The organism is Saccharothrix carnea (assembly GCF_003014735.1).
GTDB lineage: Bacteria > Actinomycetota > Actinomycetes > Mycobacteriales > Pseudonocardiaceae > Actinosynnema > Actinosynnema carneum.
The window spans coordinates 101,484-123,002 of sequence record NZ_PYAX01000009.1; the positions used below are offsets into that span (position 1 = coordinate 101,484).

Annotated in this window: 16 protein-coding genes; 5 read left to right on the top strand and 11 right to left on the bottom strand. The window is 69.9% G+C overall.

Features of this window, described 5'->3' with window-relative positions; genetic code table 11:
• Positions 1-670 precede the first annotated feature (670 nt).
• The 3 genes from B0I31_RS26035 to B0I31_RS26045 are packed head-to-tail and all read right to left on the bottom strand — an operon-like array spanning position 671 to position 3,085.
• On the bottom strand, positions 671-1,222 hold the full coding sequence (locus B0I31_RS26035; protein WP_245950415.1) for a transposase: 552 nt from the start codon (positions 1,220-1,222) through the stop codon (positions 671-673).
• Positions 1,204-2,727, bottom strand: coding sequence for a CATRA conflict system CASPASE/TPR repeat-associated protein (locus B0I31_RS26040; protein ID WP_146173945.1), 1,524 nt, complete (start codon positions 2,725-2,727; stop codon positions 1,204-1,206). Before B0I31_RS26040 ends, B0I31_RS26035 begins: the two co-directional genes overlap by 19 nt.
• Positions 2,717-3,085: a CATRA system-associated protein gene (locus B0I31_RS26045; RefSeq protein WP_146173946.1), complete on the bottom strand. Its 369-nt coding sequence runs from the start codon at positions 3,083-3,085 to the stop codon at positions 2,717-2,719. The genes B0I31_RS26040 and B0I31_RS26045 overlap by 11 nt, the downstream gene beginning before the upstream one ends.
• 64 nt (positions 3,086-3,149) lie before the next feature.
• On the opposite strand from B0I31_RS26045, the gene B0I31_RS26050 reads away from it, so the two are divergent.
• The 3 genes from B0I31_RS26050 to B0I31_RS26060 all read left to right on the top strand — a co-directional run bounded on the left by B0I31_RS26050 (position 3,150) and on the right by B0I31_RS26060 (position 9,793).
• Complete coding sequence (locus B0I31_RS26050) at positions 3,150-6,830, top strand: CHAT domain-containing protein (protein ID WP_106618027.1); 3,681 nt, start codon at positions 3,150-3,152, stop codon at positions 6,828-6,830.
• A 380-nt stretch (positions 6,831-7,210) separates the two neighbouring features.
• Positions 7,211-7,612, top strand: a complete 402-nt coding sequence (locus tag B0I31_RS26055) for an ATP-dependent DNA ligase (protein ID WP_181320385.1) — start codon at positions 7,211-7,213, stop codon at positions 7,610-7,612.
• A gap of 33 nt (positions 7,613-7,645) precedes the next feature.
• A complete protein-coding gene (locus tag B0I31_RS26060) occupies positions 7,646-9,793 on the top strand; it encodes an ATP-binding protein (RefSeq protein WP_106618029.1) in 2,148 nt (715 codons plus the stop codon).
• A 1,516-nt stretch (positions 9,794-11,309) separates the two neighbouring features.
• Here B0I31_RS26060 and B0I31_RS41985 read toward each other — a convergent pair.
• The 3 genes from B0I31_RS41985 to B0I31_RS26085 all read right to left on the bottom strand — a co-directional run bounded on the left by B0I31_RS41985 (position 11,310) and on the right by B0I31_RS26085 (position 13,800).
• Positions 11,310-11,534 (bottom strand): hypothetical protein, encoded by a 225-nt coding sequence (locus B0I31_RS41985; protein WP_245950417.1) that lies wholly within the window; start codon positions 11,532-11,534, stop codon positions 11,310-11,312.
• Positions 11,535-11,680: 146 nt separating this feature from the next.
• Entirely contained in the window at positions 11,681-13,009 is a 1,329-nt protein-coding gene (locus B0I31_RS26080; RefSeq protein WP_106618031.1) for an MFS transporter, read from the bottom strand.
• A 116-nt stretch (positions 13,010-13,125) separates the two neighbouring features.
• Positions 13,126-13,800, bottom strand: a complete 675-nt coding sequence (locus B0I31_RS26085; protein WP_181320387.1) for a TetR/AcrR family transcriptional regulator — start codon at positions 13,798-13,800, stop codon at positions 13,126-13,128.
• Positions 13,801-13,927: 127 nt separating this feature from the next.
• Between B0I31_RS26085 and B0I31_RS26090 the strand changes: the two genes are divergently transcribed.
• The gene (locus B0I31_RS26090) at positions 13,928-15,790 is read left to right on the top strand and encodes a sugar phosphate isomerase/epimerase and 4-hydroxyphenylpyruvate domain-containing protein (RefSeq protein WP_106618032.1); all 1,863 of its coding nucleotides are present in this window, start codon (positions 13,928-13,930) and stop codon (positions 15,788-15,790) included.
• Here the strand turns inward: B0I31_RS26090 and B0I31_RS26095 are convergent.
• From B0I31_RS26095 to B0I31_RS26105, 4 genes are all read right to left on the bottom strand, one after another.
• Entirely contained in the window at positions 15,705-16,667 is a 963-nt protein-coding gene (locus tag B0I31_RS26095; protein ID WP_106618033.1) for a shikimate dehydrogenase, read from the bottom strand. The genes B0I31_RS26090 and B0I31_RS26095 overlap by 86 nt on opposite strands.
• A 91-nt stretch (positions 16,668-16,758) precedes the next feature.
• Complete coding sequence (locus B0I31_RS41990) at positions 16,759-16,998, bottom strand: hypothetical protein (protein WP_245950419.1); 240 nt, start codon at positions 16,996-16,998, stop codon at positions 16,759-16,761.
• Positions 16,999-17,025: 27 nt separating this feature from the next.
• Positions 17,026-17,373 (bottom strand): transposase family protein, encoded by a 348-nt coding sequence (locus tag B0I31_RS41995; protein ID WP_245950421.1) that lies wholly within the window; start codon positions 17,371-17,373, stop codon positions 17,026-17,028.
• A 237-nt stretch (positions 17,374-17,610) separates the two neighbouring features.
• Positions 17,611-18,114 (bottom strand): hypothetical protein, encoded by a 504-nt coding sequence (locus B0I31_RS26105; RefSeq protein ID WP_106618034.1) that lies wholly within the window; start codon positions 18,112-18,114, stop codon positions 17,611-17,613.
• Positions 18,115-18,438: 324 nt separating this feature from the next.
• On the opposite strand from B0I31_RS26105, the gene B0I31_RS26110 reads away from it, so the two are divergent.
• Positions 18,439-19,173 (top strand): SDR family NAD(P)-dependent oxidoreductase, encoded by a 735-nt coding sequence (locus tag B0I31_RS26110; protein ID WP_106618035.1) that lies wholly within the window; start codon positions 18,439-18,441, stop codon positions 19,171-19,173.
• Positions 19,174-19,299: 126 nt separating this feature from the next.
• On the opposite strand, the gene B0I31_RS26115 is transcribed toward B0I31_RS26110, so the two are convergent.
• Positions 19,300-21,012, bottom strand: a complete 1,713-nt coding sequence (locus B0I31_RS26115) for a choice-of-anchor P family protein (protein ID WP_106618036.1) — start codon at positions 21,010-21,012, stop codon at positions 19,300-19,302.
• Positions 21,013-21,519 lie beyond the last annotated feature (507 nt).

Genomic DNA, 21,519 nt, shown 5'->3' on the forward strand with positions numbered 1-21,519 from the left:
ACGGGCCGACGCGGCCCGCCCCTGCTGTTACTCGGGTGCGGATAGCTCAAACGATGACTCCACCACCAGGCTGCCGGTGTGAAGCCGCTGGTCAGCGCCGTTCCCATCCTCTGGTACTTTCGCCGGGGACTCGAACGCACACCGCGTCGTCGCTGCGTCCCACTGTCGACCACTTGATTCGTGTCAAGGGAGTGGATCTGGAGGAGCAGGTGGAGGAGAATTCGTTGTGCTGCAACGGGTTCTGCTTGCGTCGAGCTGTGCTCAACTGACCTGTCGCAAAGGGTGCTGACGCTGTTTCCGCAGGTCAGCTCATGATCGGGGCGAGTCTGGGGGTCAAGGGGTCGCAGGTTCAAATCCTGTCGTCCCGACGGTCTGAAAAGCCCGCTCGATCTGGATGTTGCCCAGGTCAGCGGGCTTTTTCGCGTGCTGGTGTCGATCTTCACTCGGTCACGGAACGGTAACTTTACGATCTTGGTGAACGCTGTTTAGGAGCGGAATCAGGAGCGGGTGGCTCCAGTTCTTTGACCAACGCCAAATGGGGTCGTCCCGAACGGGTGAATCCGGCCAACCGACGCCAAACGCCACCCGTTGGGGTGAACCGCTTTTACCCTGCGTCGAGCGTCCTGGACGTGCCCTGACCTTGTGCCACTCGAAAAGTCATCGCTGCTGGTCAAACAGCATGTCCGTACTCGTTGATGAGGCCGCCGAGGATGCGGGTGCGGAGCACTTTGTGGGTGTCGAGGTCGTGTACCGCGGCGGGGTGTTGCTGAGCTTCGGGTGGTAGCTGGTCTCGGGCTTGGTGGGGGCGGTGTCGGTTGTAGTGGTCTTCGTAGGTCTTGAGGACTTGTCGTGCGTGGCTCTCGCCGGTGATCAGGATGTGGTCGAGGAGTTCGCGGCGGAGGGTGCCGATGACCCGTTCGCAGTGGGCGTTCATCCGTGGCGCCTGTGGCGCGCTCTTGATGATGCGCAGGTCGTCGGCCTGGAAGACGGCGTCGAACGCCTGGCCGTACTTGCCGTCGCGGTCGCGGAGCAGGAATCGGAGTGACTCCGTCCGGTGTCCGAGGTCGGCGGTGAGGTTTCTGGCCTGCTGCATGGTCCATGCCTGTGTGGGGTGGGCGGTGACGCCGGTGATGTGCAGGCGTCGGGTGCCGTGTTCAAGGAACGATGTGGAGGTAGTACGGCACGGTGTTCGTTGACCTGGGGTCACCCCGTCCACAGCCACGCCTCGGTGGCCAGCTCCTTGACCCGCACCTTCACCGGGCTGAACTGCTCCCGGGGCAGGCCGGGCACACCCTCGGCGACCACGAACTCGTACACGTGGTCGGACAGGACGACCGCCAGGTCGCGCTCCGGCTGGGCGACCACCTGTTCACGCAGCGGCGCGCAGTCCAGCAGCCGGCCGGCGACGGTGGCGGCGGTGCCGCTGAACCCCAGCTCCGACCGGCCGACCGGACCGAGGACGACGGCCATCCGCAACCGCAGCCGGTCCTGCGCTTCGGCGTTGCCGTGGGCGAGCCGGTCGGCGGTGCGGCGGAGCAGCAGCGGCAGTGCGCGGTTGACGTCGCTCCCCGGCGGCAGGAACGCCAGCAACCCGTCGCCGGTGTCCTGACGGTCGACGGTCGACGGCGCGGTGCCGAGGTCGTGGAGCACCGAGTTCACCAGTGCTGCCAGCCGCCTCTGCACCTCAACCCGCGGCCCGGACTCCCGGCCGCCGTAGCCGACCACGTCGAGCATGAAGCCCATTCGGATCGCCCGCCCGCCGGGGGCCTCGGCCATCGGCGCGGGCGGGCGCAGCACCCGGACCTCGTCCATTAGCCGCCTGCCCTCGTCGAGCCGTCGGAGAGCGTGGTCCAGTTGCCGGTCCACCCAGTCCGCCAAGCCGTCGTCGGCCGCTAGCGGCCGGGAGAACACCGCGGTCATGTTCGTCCGGTCGATCTCGGCGGCCCGACGTAGCCGGCGTAGCGCCGATGTCGCCGCGGTGAGCGCGACGGCTACCGGTTGGCCGGGGTCGGCGCGGCGCACCTCGTCGTGGACCCGCGCTCGCAGCCGGTCGAGCTCGGGGGTGTCCGCGTGCAGGACGCCGATCGAGTGGCGCAGCCTCGTGGCGTGCATCAGGTAACGGGCCAGCGGGGGCATCTCGGCGGTGCCCCGGCTCCACGTCCATGCGCTGAGCACCGCGTCGTGCCCGGCGGGTGCCAGGACCACCAGGACGCGGTCGGCGCCGACGTTGTCGACCGGCTCCAGCAACGCGAGGACGCCTTCCCGGACCTCCGGTGCCGCCCACCGGAAGCGGTCGCGCAGGTGGGCGGGCAGTGCGGCTGTCACGGTCTCGTCCACGCCGCTCGGGTGTTTGGCCTGGAACACCCTGGTCGTGCCGAGCAGGTCCGCCGCGTCGCCCACCAGGTCGGTGCAGCGCCGGTCGAACGCGATCCACCCGGACCCCGGCGGGCTGTCGGGCGCGGTGAAGGCCAGCGAAAGGTTGAGCACGTCGTGCGAGCGGCGCAGGACGGCCTGGGTGTCCGCCGCGTCGTCCTGTGCGGCCGCCACCGCGCCGTCCGGGCGGGATGACCGGAGCGAACCGGGCAACGCGGAGGGCAGTTCGGTGTTCGGCACGGGGTGCACCGCGCCCAGCGCACGGCAACGCGCCCAGATCGCGCGGAGCCCGTCCTCGGCGTCCCCGACCGCCGGCGCGTAGAGGTGGACCACTAATTCCTGGTCAGCCAGCACGCCGGTCTCCCGGCTGGTCCTCCCCGGCCGGCTCCTGCGCGCGGTATCGGTCCCCGGTGTCGCCGACCAGGGTTCGTACCAGCTCGTTGGCCAGCTCCAGCACCCGGGCGGGCGGTGGGACCACCGGTTCGTCGCCGATGCGTGTGATCCTGCGGGGAACGGCCAGCTCCAAATCCACTGCCGCCGCGCCGAACGCGTCGGGGTCCCGGTCGCGCACGGCCTCAGACAGCTCGGCCACCGCTTCGGCGACGGTCGTCCACCGCGCCTCGTCGAGCCGCCACCCCTGCAGGTCCGCCAACACCGCCACGGCGTCGGTCACCACTGCCGCGCCTAGTTCCGGGTAAGCCGTCACCGTCACCACTCACCTCGTCGACCCATCTGATTCTGCCAGCACCGGACCGGCGCCGCAGTATTGCGGTCGCATGTTCCGGTTCGTGCTATTAGATCATCGCTGGACGATCATGCCGACCGCAAAAATCGGCAATCACCTGATGCGTAATCGACGTGCTCGGAACTCCCAGGGAAGGAATTCGGCGTTGTTGGCTGACGAACCCGTCGCGGACGGCGAAGAGGTCGACTGGCATCTGCTGGAAGTCCTGTTCGCCCTGGAGACGGAGGACGTACCGGAGGAAACCTTCGACCGGCTGGTCGAGGCGCAGTGGCGGGAGGTGGACGCCCTGCCCCCGGGTACACCCGAACAGAGGGCGGGGATGCTCCTGCTGGTCGGCCTGCTGTCCGCCGCCGCCCAACGCTTCGCCGACCCCGCTAGGGACTGGGAGGCGGTGGCGGTGGCGCGGCTGGCCACCCGCGAGCCGGTGGACGAGGAAGAGCGACCGCACCTGCTGGCGGTGCTGATGACGGCATTGCTGAACTGGTACTCGCGCACCGGGGACGTGCCCGCGCTGCTGGAATCGATCGAAGCCGGTCGGCTGGGGCTGGCCGCGGATGGTGGCGCGGACCGGTGGGCGCTCCAGGCCAATCTGGGCCACGCCCTTACGTTGGCCTTCCGTGAGCGCGGCGACGTGCCGCTGCTGGACGAGGCGATCGGCCTGCTGCGTCTAGCTGTGGCGGGGCGGCCGCAGGACGAGCCGGAATCGGCCCTGGCGCCGATGCAGCTCGGTATCGCGCTCCACTTGCGGTTCGCCGCCGGCGGTGGTGAGGACCTGCTGACAGAGGCCGTCGCGTCGGCGCGGGAAGCGGCGGCGGAACCGGCTGCGGACGCCTCGACCGCCGGCGTGGTCCACACGAACCTGTGCACGATCGCCCGAACCGCGTTCGAGCACTTCGGTGCCGCCGACCTGCTGGCCGAGTCGATCCGGGTGGGCCGGACCGCCCTGGCCCTGCTGCCAACCGGCGACTCGAACCGGCACGACGCGGCTGCCGCCCTGGGCACGGCTCTGCTGGCCAGGTACAAGTCGGTCGGCGACGACGCTGCGCTGCGCCAGGCGCGGTCGCTGCTCCAAGAGGTGTGCGCCACGAGCCGACCGGATCACCCAGGCCGGGTGGGGTGGCTGACCAACTTCGCCGACTGCCTCCGGACGTGGTTCACCCACACTGGGCACATCGACGTGCTGGTGCAGGCCAGGGAGGTCGCCGCGGAGGCCGCCCGTGCGGACCTCGCCAACGGACCCGATCGGGCGGTGCTGCTGAGCACTCTCGCCGACGTCCTGCTGTCCGTCCACGTGCACAACCAGGATCCGGAGGTGCTCGACGAGGCGGTAAGGCTGCTCCGCGAGGCGGTGCAGGTCACCGCCGGATCCGCTGCGGCCGCCGTGTACCTCGAAGCGCTGGCCCACGCCCTCGACCTGGTGCATAAGACGACCGGCGAGCGGGACGCGCTGATCGAGGCGATCGATCTCGCGCACCGGGCCGCCGACGCCGTTGCCGACCACCGCCCGGCGCGGTCGAGGTACCTGAGCGGCTTGGGGCAGGTGCTCGACACGGGCTACCGCCGGATCGGAGACCTGACCCTTCTGCGGAGAGCGGTCGACGCGTACTCGGAGGCGCTGGCTATCACCGGCGCGGATTCGCCCGTGCTCCTGTCGGGGGCGGCAGGCGCGCTGAGCACCCTGGCCGACCGGACCGGTGACGTGGCCCTCCTCGATCAGGCGGTGGCGCTGTATCGGTCCGCACTGGCGGCGGTGCCCCAGGAGTCGCCGGTTCACGCCGCGTACATGGGCTCCTTGGGAGGGACACTCGAGAAGGTGCACAGGGCCACCGGTGACCGCAGTGCCGAGCGGGAGGCCATCGAGGTCATGCGCACGGCCGTCGCCAAGGGCGACCTTTTGCCGCCGATCAGCCGGGCCTCCCTCCTCTATGCGCTTGCCATCATGCTGTCGGACACCGACGAGGCCGATACCGATCCGCTCGTGCTCGACGAGGCGGCGGGGTTCGCCCGGCGCGCGGTCAACCTGCTGCCCGCGACGGAGGTCCACTCGGCGGCGGCCAGGCACACCCTCGCCGTCGTGCTGCTCGCCAAGCACCGGCTGATCGGCGATCCGTCCTCGCTCACCGAGGCTAGCCGGCACTTTGTCGCTGCCGCGGAGGTGGCCACCGCGCCACCGGTCATCACCTTCGGCGCGCGGTGGCGGTCGGCGTCCACCTCGGCCCTCCTTGGTGCCGACGAGCACGCCGTCAGCCAGGTCGAGCAGGCCGCCGTGCTGCTCCCCGAGATCGCCCCCGAGGCGCTCGCCGAGGCCGACCGGCTGCACATGGTCACCTCGACGGCGGGCTTCCCGGCCACCGCGCTCGCCGTCCTGGCGCGAGCGGGACGACCTGAGCGCGCCGCGGAACTGCTGGAACAGACCCGCGGCATCCTCCTGACCGACGCGATCACCAGTCGGTCCGGTGTGGACGAGCTGCGCGCGATCCGGCCCGACTTGGCCGACGAGGTGACCCGGCTCCGGTTGGTGCGCACGGCGCTGAACGACCCCGGCGAAGCGCCGCCGGCGGCCCTGCGGAACAGGGAGCTGTGGACGGTCCACTGGGGACGGTTACTCCGCGAAGTGCGCGCCCTGCCGGGGTTCGACCGCTTCCTAGTGCCGCCCACATACGACGAGCTGCGGGCCGAGGCCACCGAAGGGCCGATCGTCTACGTGGCCGCCGATGAGCGGGGCGGGCTTGCCCTGATCGTGACGCGCGATGAGCCGATCGTGGTGGAGCTGCCCGCCGCCGACTTCCGGACCGTCACCGGCCAACTGGCGGTGCTGCGCCACGCCGACGAGCTGGCGGCGGGACCGTCGAGAGACGGGTGGCACGCGGCACAAGGGCTGGCCGGGTACGTTCTGGCCTGGACTTGGATTGCCATCGCCGAGCCGGTGCTGGACCGCTTGGGGGAGGTCGACCGGCTGTGGTGGTGCCCGGTGGGCGTCGTCGGGGCGCTGCCCCTGCACGCCGCCGGCCTCGGCCGGGGAAGCGGTCGTTCGGTGCTCGACCGCGCGGTCACCTCGTACACGCCGACCATCCGGGCGCTGGCGCGGTCGCGGACCACGCCTGAGGCGCCCGCCGGGTCGCTTCTGGTCGTCGCCGCGCCGGAGGCTACTGGTGCCGCCCTGCCTGCCGTGCGGCGAGAGGTGGCCCGCATCGCCGCCAAGGTGCCGGGTGCCACCGTTCTGGACGCCGACGCCACCCGCGACCAGGTGCTCGAACAGTTGCCGCATCACCGCTTCGCACACTTTGCCTGCCACGGTGTCGCGGACGCGGCGCGCCCCGCGGAGAGCAGGCTCCTGCTCGCCGACCACCGCACCCACCCCCTGACCGTCGAGGCGATCGCCCGCCTGCGCCTGACCGGGGCGGAGATCGCCTACCTCTCCTCGTGCTCGACGGCGGAGACGTCCGCCCGGCACCGCGATGAGTTCACGCACCTGGCGGGTGCCCTGCAACTGGCCGGTTTCCGTGAGGTCGTCGGCACGCTTTGGCCGGTGGGGGACCGGCTCGCGGCGGACCTCGCCGAGCGGCTCTACGACCGTGTCGTCGTCGATGGCGAGGTCCGGACGACCCGCGGGTCCACCGCGCGTGCCCTGCACCAGGCGGTCCGGGAACTCCGCGCCGCGCAACCGCACCGCCCGCTGGACTGGGCGCCCTACGCGCACTTCGGCCGGTAGGCTCCGCCCTTGAACCAATCGGTTCAGTCCTGATCACGGTGCTGGTCGCAAGGACCTTGTTCCCTGCGCCGAGGATCTCTTCCGGCGATTCATCGGCGGCAGTGGTCGCCTGCTCAACATGGCCTGATGGCAGTTGCCCGCCACAGCTGGCTCGGCCGTGATTGAAACTTGGCGGCGTCGGTGTAAGGGTCTTTCACGGTAGTAGTGCTGGCCGTTGACGGACGTGTCCGCCAGCCAAGTGATCTCCGAGAGGCGTTGCCGCGCTCTTCCTCAGTTCGCGACTCACCTGATTCCCGGTGACGATGAATATTTGTCGTCCGGGTGGTCAGGGTGGGACATACAGCGGGGAGGCCGATGACCTGCCGGTCATCCCGCCGATGATGGCCACCGCGGGGGAGCTGCCGTCTGGCGCGGTTTGGGCGGTGGAGTTCAAGTGGGACGGCTACCGCGGCGTGGCGTACTGCCAGGGTGACCGGGTGCGGATGCTCAGCCGCAACCAGCTGGAGCTGATCGACCGGTTCCCGGAGCTGCGGGTGCTGCGGGAGCTGCTGCACGGGCGCACGGTGGTGCTCGACGGCGAGATTGTTGCCCTCGGGTCCGACCAGCGCCCCGACTTCGGGCTGCTGCAGCGACGCACACGCAGCACCGTCGGTGTCCGGGCGTTGCGCGTCGCACCCCGCCCACGACGAATGCCCTGTCGCTGCGACGCTGGCGGCCAATCGCACGGGATACGACTCCGCAATCGTGCGGCGGGTATTCCGCCCGATCGGGGCAGGCTGTGACGGTCTACCCGCTCGGGTCCCGGAGGTGTCGTCATGGAGGAATCCGAATCGGACACCAGATCACCAGATCCCCTGTCGGTGATCAACGATGTGGACGCGAGGGAGGTCGGCACGATCGTCCAGGTCGGCACCGTGTACGGCGGCCTCAACATCACGTCCGTGACGCCGCCCGAGCGCTTGGTACCGCGTCAGCTTCCCGCCGCACCACCCCAGTTCGCCGGCCGCCTCCCACAGCTGGAACGCTTGGACGAGGTGCTCGGCGGGGCCGCCGTGTTCATCTCTGCGATCGGCGGAGCGGGTGGGATCGGCAAGACCTGGCTCGCGTTGCACTGGGCGCACCGGCGGGCCGATTCCTTTCCCGACGGCCAGTTGTTCGTCGACCTGCGCGGTTTCAGCCCCGAGGGCGACCACGTCGCGCCGGAGCCGGTGATCCGGGGCTTCCTGGAAGCTCTCGGCGTCGAGCCACAGCACGTCCCGGTCGGCCTGGCTTCCCAGGCCGCGCTGTACCGCAGCCTGGTCGCCGACCGGAAGATGTTGGTGCTGTTGGACAACGCCGCGGACGCTGAGCAGGTGGAGCCTCTACTGCCCGGTGGTCGCGCGTGCACGGTGGTGGTGACCAGCCGAAAGGTGCTGACCCGGCTCGTCACCCGCCACGGCGCTCGGCACCTGCCCCTGGACGTGCTGGGTGACGAGGAAGCACGCGCGCTGCTGCTCGGGCGGCTCAACCCCTCGCAGACCGATGCCGTCGCGGTCCACGACATCGTCCGTTTGTGCGGTGGACTCCCGCTGGCCCTGGGTATCGTGGCGGGCCGGGCCGCCGCACGGCCCGCCACGCCGCTGGCGAAATTCGCCGAAGAACTACGAGAGCTGGGCCTTGGCGCACTGGACGACGACGACCCGATGACGAGCCTGCCCGCAGTGCTGTCGTGGTCGTACGCGGCACTGACACCCGACCAGCGCGTCGCCTTCGGACTGCTCGGCATCGCACCGGGCGCCGACATCAGCCGGCACGCGGCGGCGAGCCTGCTGAACCGATCGTCACACGACACCGCGACCATACTGCGGCAATTGGAAGAGGCGTCGCTGCTGACGTGCGACGCCCGCCACCGCTACTCGATGCACGACCTCGTCCGCGAGTACGCCACCACCACCGCACAGCACATTCCCGACCAGGACCGCGCGGCGGCGCTCACACGCGTGGTGGACTTCTACTTGCACACCGCACACACGGCCACCTTGCTCATCAGCCCTCACGACGACCCGCTGGCACTCGACCCGCCCGCACCCGGCACCCACCCGCAGCCACTCACCGACGCCGAGGCCGCGTTCTCCTGGCTCGACACCGAACGTCACCACCTCCTAGCCTCCCAGCACACCGCCACCGCCCACCACCGCTACGACATCGTGTGGCACCTGGCTTGGACGCTGAACACCTTCCACTACCGGCAGGGGCACCACTACGACGACCTTGCCGCGTGGCAGGCCGCAGCCGACATCACCGACCACCTGTCCGACCCGGCCATCCGCACCCGCGTCCACCGCCACCTGGGCAGCGCCTTCGCCGCACTGGGCCGCCACGAGCAGGCCATCGCCAACCTGGACCACTCGCTCACCATCGCGGAGCGCCACGACGACCGCACCCAGCAGGCTCACACCCACTACGACCTCTCCGGCGCGTGGGAGCGGATGGGCGACCCGGCCCGGGCACTCGTCCACGCCCGTCTCGCGCTGGAGCTGTACCGCGGGATCGGGCAGCCGGTATGGGAGGCGGACGCGCTCAGCGCCGTGGGCTGGTTCGCCGCACGCCTCGGCGACCATGACACCGCCGACGCCCACTGCCGCGAAGCCCTCGACCGGCACCGCGCCAACGGCAACGTCGAGGGCGAAGCCGGCACCCTGGACAGCCTGGGCTACATCGCCCACCGGACCAACCGCCACGATCACGCCATCGACCTCTACCAGCAGGCTTTGGACCTGTGCCGCGCCATCGACTACCCCACCGGAACGGCCGACATCCTCGAACACCTGGGCCACCCGCTCATCGCCCTCGGACGCGACCCGGAAGCGCGAACGGCGTGGGCCGAGGCACTCGACCTCCTCGACCGCCAAGGCCGCGCCGACGACGCGACACGTGTTCGACGACAGATCGAGGCGCTCGACCGAGCCACTGCGGATCAGTGAGGGCATTCGCGGCGTCAATCGTGGCCGTTCGGTAGCACGGGTATACCCGAGTTGTCCTAAGCGGTGCGGAGCCTGCTCGCTGAGTAGGCCACCAACACGACGAAGCTTCCAACCAGGATGGTTGCGACCAGGGAGATGGAGTCGGGAACCGGTGCAGAACTTTCGGTGAAACCGACGAGCGTGGTCACGCCCAGGACTGACGCCGAGGCGAGGACGACCGCGATCCCGGAGATGAGCCGGGTGAACGCGGGGTGGTGCTGTGGTCGGTCGAAGAACTTGACGGCGCACACGAGGACTACCAGGACGACGAAAGAAGAACCGATAGCGCCGCCCAGTCGAGGCCGGTGAAGCCCGCTGCGGCACCATACTTCTGGGTGACATGGTCACGTGCCCCGCTCCACATCGATAGGTGGCACCGGCTCGACCGAGGCGATGATCAACAAGAGGCTGCCCTCCATCCGTTGTCTCCGCTGGCGGAATCGTCCTCGTGCGGCATGGGTTATCCGCTTGAACGACACGAGTCGCGCTGGATGGTCATGTCGGCCCTGTGGGGTGCCAGAAGTGGCCGCATGGTCTGACCTGCGGTTAGGCTGATCTGGGTTCGTACTCGTTGATCAGGCCGCCGAGGATTGGTCGGCGGCGTATCAAGGTGTAACCCCGGCTCTGCGGCGACGGCCGACGCGTGCGGTTCCTGATCCGCGACCGGGACGGGAAGTCCCCGCCCTGTTCGACTCTCGCGGCGACGCAGGCCGGCGTCGACCGATCAAGCCGATGATGGTTTTCATACTCGTGCGCCTTGCTGGATTATCTTCGATCCCTCTAGTTTACCGAGGTCTCGGCATCGGCGCAGGAGGGAAGTAACACGCTGTACGCGACGGGCGTAGACATCGTCGCTCCAGGAGTCGGATCGAGCGGATGGTCCGTGGTCGGCCGGGCCGCTCGGGACGGGAGCTGGCTGCGTGGCGGCGGGCGAGAAGGTTCCGGTGCCACCGCAGAATCGTCTCAGCCGGAGTCGATGAAGCGCTTGCGCCGGGAGTCGGTGCAGCAGTGCCGCGAGGAATGCCCGGTCGGCGGGGGAGAACCGTGGGCGGGCGTCTCCGAGTTGGCGTTCCAGGACCATGATCTGGTGGCGCGGGGCGGCGTTCGCGAAGCGGTTGCTCGCGGAGTTGCGGGCCGATGAATTCATCGACCCGCCGGTCTGCCCGCGTTGCCGAGTGCAACGCGAGTTGCACCGCTCATCAAACAAGAAGAGGGGTATGCCGTACTTCTGGCGGTGCCCGTCCTGCAAGGACGAGACCGAAATCCCCCCTGCGGGCAAATCGGCAGGGTGAGCACCGGTGGCCGAGCTTGAGCAGCTCACCCTGGATCCGGCGGTAGCCCCAACCGGTGTTCTCGTGGGCCATACGCTCGATCAACGACGCGATGATGTCGTCGACCGGTGGGCGGCCTGTGCGCTGGGGGTAGGTCCACTTTCTCGCGACCAGGCGTCGGTGCCATCGCAGGACGGTGCCCGGCGTCACCAACCGGCGTTGCCGGAGCCAGGCGGGCAGGCGTCGCACCAACACGGCGAGCACAGCGCGGTCGGCCCAGTTCCACCGCGGCGACGGTTGGCCCGGCGCAGCACGGCGACCTCATGTCGCAGCACCAGCAACTCCGCGTCCTTCGCTGCCGATGACCGGCCGAGCAGAACCAACCAGCCGACGACCTGGGCGAAGATCAGGTACAGCAGTCGTAGCGCCACGCCTCACGATCATGCTCCTGCAGCACCTGGTCGGCCATGACCGCGGCGCAGGAGCGGGTGTGGAGTCGGATCGACGGCGCGGGAATCGCGCCCTGACAGAGGGTGCCGCGGCGGTCCCTGACACCGGCGACCTGAGTGCACGCGGTTCAGGTAACGGTGGCGTCGGTGTCAGGGGTTCGGGTGGGCCGGACACCCAGGTCCTCGGTGGGCACCCGGAACGTTTCCCGGGCGGTCGCGACGGCGGCGATGTTGACCGCGCAGAGCGCGGCGGTGAACACCGCGACCGGGATCCAGCCGGTGGTGCCGGTCCCGGCGATGGCGGCGCCGATGGTGGGGGCGAAACCCGCGATGGCGAAGCCGATCTGGGTGCCGATCGCCGTGCCGGACAACCGGACCCCGGTCTTGAACATCTCGCCGTAGAACGCGGGCCAGATGCCGTTGGCGGCGCTGTAGACGACGCCGAACATAACGATGCCGACCAGGAAGATCATCGGGTAGTTGCCCGCTGAGATGGCGGCGAAGTAGGCGAACACCAGCACGGCGCAGCCAACCGAGCCGGTGATGAACACGGGTTTGCGGCCCACCCGGTCGGCGAGCGTGGCCCACAGGGGGAGCGCGAGCAGGGCGACGACGTTGGCCAGCACACCGACCCACAGCATGGACGACCGGTCGAGTCCGACGGTGTTCACCGCGTAGCTCAGCGCGTAGACGGTGAAGATGGTGCTCACGGAGGCGATGAGCGACGCCTGCACGACGCGGAGCACGTCGCGCCAGTGCTCGCGGAACAGCACGGCGACCGGCAGGCGGGCCACGCTGCCGGTGGCCTTCTGCCGCTCGAACACCGGTGTCTCCTCCAGGCGGCGTCGGATGACGTAGCCGGCCACGACGACGACGAAGCTGGCCCAGAACGGCACCCGCCAACCCCAGGACAGCAGCGCCTCCTCGGGGAGCGCGGCCACGGGCAGGAATACCGCGGTGGCGAGGATCTGACCGGCCTGGGTGCCGCTGAGCGTGAAGCTCGTGTAGTACGCGCGGCGGTGCGCCGGTGCGTGTTCGAGCGTCATCGAGTTCGCGCCCGCCTGCTCGCCCGAGGCCGACAGGCCTTGGAGCAGCCGCAGCAGCACGAGCATGACGGGAGCCAGCACACCGGCCTGGTCGTACGTGGGCAGGCAGCCCACCAGGAACGTGGCCACGCCCATCAGCATGAGCGTGAAGACCAGCACCTTCTTGCGCCCCAGGCGGTCGCCGACGTGGCCGAGCAGGAACGCGCCGACGGGCCGCGCCACGTAGCCGACGCCGAAGGTCGCCACGGACAGCAGGGTGCCGGTGGCCGGATCGGACGCCGGGAAGAACACCTTGTTGAACACCAGCGCCGCGGCAGTGCCGTAGATGAAGAAGTCGTAGTACTCCAGAGCGCTTCCGATCCAGGCCGCGACCGCGGCCTGCCGGGGCTTGCCTGCCCGTTGCGTGGTCACTGGGGTGCTCCTGGTGTCAGGCGTCGTTGCGAGGTCAGCAGCCGGGTGGTCGAGCGAACGGACTAGATAGTTAATTAGGCTGATGTGGCAGCGGTCACTTTGTCAAGGGGTGAAGATCAGCGGACGGTCAGGTGCGCCAGGACGAGGTCGCAGAGCATCCCGCGGTAGTGGGCGCGCAGGGCGGGGTCGAGCATGTCGCGCTTGAAGATCGCGTTGAAGGTGTGCCGATTGGCCGTGCGGAACACGCAGAACGCGCTGATCACCATGTGCACGTCGAGCGGGTCGACGTCGCCGCGGAAGACGCCCGATTCCCGGCCCCGGTCGAGGATCCTGGCCAGCACGTCGAGCGCGGGGGAGGCCAGGCCGGTCAGCACGGAGGAGCGGGCGATGTGCTCGGCGCGGTCGATGTTCTCGATGCTGACCAGTCGGACGAAGTCCGGGTGGGACTCGTGGTGGTCGAACGTGAGCTCGGCCAGCCGCCGGATGGCGTCGACGGGGTCGAGGTGCTCGACGTCCAGTTCCCGCTCGATGGTCCGGATGCCGGTGTAGGCCCGCTCCAGTACCGCGATGTAGAGCTGTTCCTTGTTGCCGAAGTAGTAGTAGATCATCCGCTTGGTGGTGCTCGTCTTCGCGGCGATCTCGTCCACCCTGGCGCCCGCGTACCCCTTGTCTGCGAACTCGGTGGTGGCGACGTCGAGGATGTCGGCGCGGGTCCGGTCGGGGTCCCGGCTGCGGTCCGGTCCGTCGGCGGGGCGTCGTGCCGGAATGGCACCGGGAACCTGAGCGGCCAACGACTTCCCTCTCCGACCGTGGATCTGCGTCGCCACTGTAGCGAGGTGCGCGGTCCCGGGCGTCCCAACGCACCGCTAAGTAACTATCTGGTACGTTCATTACGTCCGCGACACTGCGGAGGCGACGATGGACGGCCCGGAACTCCACCTGGACATCGCGACGGTGTGCTTGTCCGGCACGCTCGAGGACAAGCTGGCCGCCGCGGGCGCGGCCGGCTTCGACGGCGTCGAGATCTTCGAGCACGACCTGGTCGTCTCGCCCTGGTCGCTGCGGGAGGTCCGTGCCCGCTGCGCGGACCTGGGGCTGTCCATCGACCTGTACCAGCCGTTCCGCGACTTCGAGGCGGTGCCGCCGGACGTGCTCGCGGCGAACCTGCGCCGGGCCGAGCGCAAGTTCGACGTGATGGAGCAGCTCGGGGTGGACACCGTGCTGGTGTGCTCCTCGGTCTCGCCGGACGCCGTCGACGACGACGACCTCGCCGCCGAGCAGCTGCACGCGCTGGCGTGCCGGGCGGCCGACCGGGGCATCCGGATCGCGTACGAGGCGCTCGCGTGGGGGCGCTTCGTGAACACCTACGAGCACTCGTGGCGGATCGTCAGGCGTGGTGACCACCCCGCGCTGGGGCTGTGCCTGGACAGCTTCCACGTGCTCTCCCGCGGCAGCGACATCGCCGGGATCCGGGTGATCCCCGGCTCGCGGATCTTCTTCCTGCAACTGGCGGACGCGCCCCGGTTGAGGATGGACGTGCTGCAGTGGAGCAGGCACCACCGGCTCTTCCCCGGTCAGGGTGCGTTCGACCTGACCGCCTTCACCGGCACCGTGGTGGCCACCGGCTACGACGGCCCGGTGTCGCTGGAGGTGTTCAACGACGTCTTCCGGCAGGCCGACCCCGCCCGGACCGCGGTCGACGCCATGCGCTCGCTGCTGCTCCTCCGCGAGGACATCGCCACCACGGGTCCGGTGCGCGTCCGTGACCGGATGGGCGTCGCCGACCTGCCCGCCGCGCCACAACCGACCGGGTACGCGTTCTGCGAGCTGACCACCGCCGGTTCCGGCGCTCCCGACCCCACGCCGGTGCTCGCCGGTCTCGGCTTCGTCCACATGGGACAGGACGAGTCGAGCTCGGCCCGGTTGTGGCAGCAGGGGGATGCCCGGATCGTGGTCCGGACGACCGGTTTCGGTGGCGTGCGGATCGGCGCGCTGGGTGTGGAGACCCCGGACCCGGCGGTCGCCGCGCGGCGTGCGGAACGGCTGCTCGCCCCGACTGACTCCGGTGGTGGTGCGGACCCGGCGGTCACCGCGCCAGACGGCGTCACGCTCGTCTTCTGCCGCCCGGGAAGCGACTGGACGGCGGACTTCACGGCGGCGGAGCCCTCGGCGGTGCACACCTGCGGCATCACCGGGATCGACCACGTCTCGCTCACCGAGCCGTTCGACGACTTCGACCGCACCGCCCTGTTCTACCGGGCCGCGCTCGGCCTGCGCCCGGAGCCCGAGACCGAGTTCGCCGCACCGTTCGGCCTGATCCGCAGCCGTTCGGCGACCGATCGCGACCGGCGGATCCGCATCGCGCTGAACGTGGCGGCGCTGCGGCGCGGCGACTGGGCGCCCGCCGTGCCCGACCCGCAGCACATCGCTTTCACGTCCGAGGACGTGGTGGCCAGCGCTCGGGCGATGCGTGCGCTCGGCGCGCCCCTGCTCGACATCCCCGACAACTACTACGACGACCTCGACGCGCGCTTCGCCTTGCCGCTCGGGCGACTCGCCTCGTTGCGCGAGTGCTCAGTGCTCTACGACCAGGACGAGCACGGTGAGTTCCTCCACTTCTACACGCACATGCTGGGATCGCACCTGTTCTTCGAGGTCGTCCAGCGCATCGGCGGGTACCAGGGCTACGGCGCGGTCAACTCGCCGGTGCGGATGGCCGCACATCGCCAGTTCCGGTTGACCCGGGAAGCCGCCGACCGACCCGATCCCCGCCCGCGCTGAGCACGAGCGCGTCGAAGTGGCGCATCATCCGGTCCGCGTCGGGCTCGCGGCCGGTGAAGAGCCGGAACGCCTCCGCAGCTTGGAACACGACCATGCTGCCACCGTCGAGCACCCGACAGCCCCGCGCGCGTGCCGTCCGGAGCAGTTCGGTGGCCAGCGGCCGGTAGACCACGTCGGCCACCCAGAGCCGCGACGTGATCAGGTGCGCGGGCAGCGGCAGTCCCGGGTACGCGGTCATCCCAACGGGTGTGGCGTTGACCAGGCCGTCCGCGTCGTGCAGCACGCGGGCCAGCGTGACGTGGTCGTCGTCAAGGCGTCCGGCCAGGGCGCGGTCCGGGCCGAAGCGGTCGCGCAGGGAGCCGACGAGCACGTCACCGCGGTGGCGGTCGGCGTCGAAGACGTGAACGGCGCCCGCGCCCGCTTCCAACAGCCCGTGGGCGGCCGCGGCCCCGGCGCCGCCCGCGCCGAGGAGGACCACCTGGTCGAGCGGGGCGTCGGGAAGGCCCAGCCGGAGGTTCCGGGCGAAGCCGGCGAGGTCGGTGTTGTGGCCGATGGCCTTGCCGTCTGTGAAGACCACCGTGTTGACCGCTCGCAGCGCGGCGGCTTCGGGGGACAGCCCGTCGAGGTGGCGGAGCACGACCTGCTTGCACGGATGGGTGATGTTGAGGCCGTCGTAGCCGGTCAGCCTCGCGGCGGCCAGGAGGTCGCCGACGGCCGCCGCCGGCAGACCGAGGACGATCAGGTCGAGCGTGCGGTACAGGCAGCGCAGCCCGGACTCGTCGGCCTCGCGTTCGTGCAGCGCGGGGCTCAACGACGTCCCGATACCCGACCCGACCAGGCCGATCAGGAAACGGTCCTCGTCGCATACTCCCGCCACAGCCGCCACCCCGTCCGCGATAATGAACGTACTAGATAGTTACTTGTACTCCATTCGTCCCCCTCGCGAAAGACGAGGCATGCGCTCGCAGTCACAACGCGCACGTCATCTGTAGGTGGTGTTCGTTGATGATGAGCAGCCGGTCGGTGGCTTTGCGTCGGACGGTCTTGGCGAACCGTTCGGCGTAGGCGTTGGCGCGTGGGCACCGTGGTGGCATCTGCACGACCTGGATGCCGGTGGCGGAGAAGGCCGCGTCGAACGAGGCGGTGAACTGACCGGCTCGATCGCGGATGAGGAACCGGAGGTGGTCTGCCCGGTCTCCGAGGTCCATGAGCAGGTTGCGGGCTTGTTGGGTGGTTCATGCCCCGTTGGGGTTGGTGGTGACGCCGAGGATGTGGATGTAGCGGGTGGCGACGTCCATCACGAAGAACACGTAGATCCGCTTGAGGGTGACGGCGCAGTCGACGTGGAAGAGGTCGCAGGTCATAAGGCTCGCGGCCTGCATGCGGAGGACCTGTGGCCAGGAGGTGTCGGTGTCGCGGTGGGCGCGGGTGGTATCCGCAGGCGCTTGAGCACACGGCGAACCGTTGACGCGGATACCGGTGGCCGAGCTTGAGCAGTTCGCCCTGGATCCGGCGGTAGCCCCAGCCGGCACCAGCCAGTCATCGAGTCGGACGAAGATCAGGTACAGCAGTCGTAACGCCACACCCCACGATCATGCCCTGGTGGTCCAGCGTGCGCGATCGTCGCAGCTCAGCACCCCAATGCAGAGTTCGGACACCCCACAGGCGTCCACCTGTGCGACGTCGCGGATCTCTGCTTCGCTGGTGCCGTCCGAGCGGGATCGGGCCAGGTTGACGCTGCTACCGAGGCGGATTTGACGGCAGAGCACTGAGTTGCGTGTCGGGGGGCGCTGCGGAGGCGGCGCTGGTGTGCGGATGGCTCAGTCCAGCCCGGCACGCTTCCGATAGCCCGCGTAGTCGTCGGCGACCACCCGGTGCGCCCGTTCGACGATGTCCCGCAGCTCGGCCGGCTCGACCTCCGCCACCTGCAGCTCGCCTTCGACGTGCCGGGCGGTCAGCCACATTTGGTCACCGAATCGGAACAGGAACGAGTGGAACGGGAACGTGATCTCACCCCACTCCAGGAACGACAGCCGCTCGTCCCACGACGCCAGGACCGGGTCGTGCTCGCTCTCGGCGACCAAGCGCTCGTGCAGCGCCCGCGGGTCGGTGCCGAGCATCGCCGCGTGCGGCGCCAGATCGGGCCAATCGTCCAGCGCACGCAGCGTCAAACCCACCCGGAGCAGGAAATTCGGCACGTACACCTGGTCGTCCCGGAACGTGAGGTCCTCGCCGCCGAGGTAGATCTTGACAGAACGCAGCTGTGCGTGCTCGACCTCGGCCGGCCCCACCAGGACCCCGAACCGCGCCCGATCACCGATCAACCGAACCCCTCCAGGTATTCCGGACATGCGCACCGTACCGGCACGACAGGCTGCCCTCTGCGCATTTCCCGCAGAGCGATCCCTCCCGGAGCGACGTCGTGGCACGGCTACCGCCATGGCCAGGCCGGTGCGACGTCGAGGGGACGGCCCGGTCAGGAACCTCACCCGTCAGGTTCTCGTGCGGGGGCGAGCCGTCCCGGACCGTGCCGGCGAACGGGGGAGGTCAGGGCGGTCGCCGCGCTGATCCGTTGCCGGGGCTTGCGAACGGGGTTCGGGTCGGCATACGTTTCTCCGCCTTTTGTCGAACTGCGAGGGAGCACACCCGTGGAACTGCGCAACCAGGTCGCGCTCGTCACCGGCGCCACCGCCGGGATCGGCCACGAGACCGCGAAGTTGTTCGCCCGCGAGGGCGCGAGCGTGATCGTCCACGGCCGGGACGCCGCGCGCGGCGCGGACGTCGTCGCCGAGATCGAGGCGGACGGCGGGACCGCGCGGTTCGTCCGGGCCGACCTGTCCACCGCGGAGGGCGTGCGGGAGCTCGCCTCGGCGGCGGGTGAGGTGGACGTGCTGGTGAACAACGCGGGCATCTATCCGTTCGCGTCGACCGTCGACCAGACCCGTGAGGGCTTCGAGGAGTTACTCGCGGTGAACGTCCTCGCTCCGTTCCACCTCACCGCGGCGCTGGCGCCCGCCATGGTCGCCAAGGGCGCGGGCGCGATCGTCAACGTCTCGACGGTGGCCGCCGTGTCACCGGTCCACAACGCCGCCGCCTACGGCGCGACCAAAGCCGCCCTCGAGTCCCTGACCCGCAACTGGGCTGTCGAGTTCGGCATGAGCGGCGTGCGGGTCAACTCCGTCGCGCCGGGCGGGGTGACGACCGAGACCGTGATGAACCTGTTCGGGGACGCGGTCCACGACAACGCCACCACCACCACGGCACTGCGGCGCATGAGCGAGCCGAGGGAGATCGCCGAGGTGATCCTCTTCCTCGCCTCGCCGCGGTCCAGCTACGTCACGGGCGCGCTCCTGCTGGCAGACGGCGGGTACACCATCGTCTAGCTGTACTGCCCTGGGAGGTTGTGGGCGGTCCGACACTGGCAGCGCGAAACCCTGCTCGATGCCGACGCGGTTTCCCTGGCTGCCGGGGTGGTGCAGGTGAGGGACCCACCCGCACCACCCCGGGGGTCAGCCGATCGGACAGGGGGTGCCGGGGCGGGTCAGGGCGACTCGCGCGTGGCTGACCACGAGGTCGACGCCGTTGAGCAGGCGGACGTGCAGGGCGTTGACGGTGATGCCGGTGCCGCCTGCCAGTGGCCGCTGTTCGTTGACCACGACGGTGGCCACGAGCGGGATGGTGATGGTCAGGTCTACCGCAGGATCAACCACGGGAGTGCCGTTGATCCGCAGGTTGACCAGCTCGACCTCGCCGGCGGTGGTGACCGCGCCGTCGAGGTCCTCCGCGGCGGCAGCCTTGGCGCGGATCTCGTCGGCGGTGATCAGGCCGCCCAGCAACGAGACCTTCGCGGTGCGGGCCCACGCGGTGGCGGTGCGCTGGCCGTCACCTCCGACGGTGCCGTGGGCCTCGGTGTCGATGACGCCCAGCGAGCCGACCCCCGGCAGGGTGGCGCCGAGCGCCTGGTCCTGGTCCAAACCCGGTTGGGGCGTGCAGGTGAGGTCCGACGGGGCGAGCGGTCCCACGCCGACCAGCGGAGCGGTCAGCTTGCCGCCGTGCGCGTGGGCGTCGAACACCAGCACCGGCGCGATGAACCGCACCGAGGCGCACCCCGGCGCGTTGAGGCCGACCCGCGCGGTCACGTCGGTGGCGCAGGTGGTGTAGGTGCCGGGGCGGGCGGCGGTGACCGTGACGGCGACGGTGCACGAGACCTGGCCGGTGGCCAGGGCGCCGGTGGCGGTCACCGTGCCGGCGGCGGTGGATGCGGTGGCGTCGGTGCAGTCCGTGGTGGGCTGGGCGGTGGCGGTCAGTCCCGCCGGCAGGTTCGCGGTGAACGACCAGCCGTTCTTGACCGCCAGCTCAGCGGTGTTGGTGACGGTGAAGGTCAGGGTGGCGGTCTGCCCCATCTGCACCGGTGGCGGGCTGTAGCCCACGTCCAGCTGCGGGGTGACGTCCAGGACGCGGACGTTGTCGAACGCGGCGTCGTTGCCGACCCCGCTGCCCTGGGCGTTGACCAGCTGCACTCCCACTGACGAGCCGCCGAACAGCACCGGCCGGTCGCTGGTGTAGGTGCCCACGGCGGTGCCGTCGATGACGCTCGAGGGGTTGGCGCAGGGCTCGATCGCAGTGGTGAACGTGGGCACGGCGGTAGCGCCGTCGAGTAGGTAGAACTCGAACAGCGCGTGGTTGGCGAAGCAGTTCTGCTCGGCCGCGTCCACCGAGAAGGTGAGGAACCGGTCGGGTTCGGGCAGCGGGATGGGCTGCTCGGTGCGCAGCTGCACCTTGCCCGCTCCGGGGTTCGCGGCGGTGTAAGCGGTGACGGCGTGGTTGGTGGCCGGGTCGCCGCCCGCCCACTGACCCAGGATCCCGGCCATGTCCCGGACCGCCTGCCAGTTGCCCGCGCTGCACCCGCTGGCCGGCGGTGGCACGGCCGGCTGCTGCGGCGAGGCCAGCCAACCGTTGCAGGCGGTCAGCCACGCCGGATCGGCGGAGTAGGTCTGTGCGACCGGTGGCGCGCCGGTGTAGTCCGTGAGCAGGACGGGTGTGTCGCCCTGGCCGTTCTCGAAGCCCTCGGCGAACACCACGACCGGCGCCTGGGGGACGCCCGGCGCCGCAGAGGCCGGTTGCGCGGAGGTGACGGCGAGCGCGAGCGGTACGACCGTCAGTGCTGCGATGAGCGCCGGCAGGGCTCTACCCCTGTGCCGACCGGGCGAAGACGTGATCACCGATGAACTCCCTTGTCCGGTGCGAAAGGTGGAACACCGGTTCCTTCGTCCACCACAGGAAGGCGCATTAGCGCCGGACGAAAGGCCGCACCCACTTGGCTCACGCACACCACTCGATCACCACGGACCCTGCAGCACCTCACCCACCCAAACGAACACCACATCACCTGCCGGGCCTCAAAATGCGGACATACCCGGTCACCTCGAATAGCGCCTCTGTCCGAGGCATCCGGTACGCCTTCACCCTCGCGGAGGGAACCGGGACGGGGTCGGGCGAAGGTGTAAGCGCCGATACCCGAGTTCGTGATGAGCCTCGATATCGGCAAGGCTCCGCCAGGTGGCCGAGGTCGGGCAGCTCTACGACGTGGGTGGAGTCACCGGTGAACCCGCTCATTGCGGCTTTTGGCAGCGGTCGCAGGAGCTACCTCATCGACTTGTCAGTCGGTGCGTCGGAATGCTCACCGGAGGACTGCGGGACCAGCGCCAAGCGCAGGCGGCGTGGTGCGT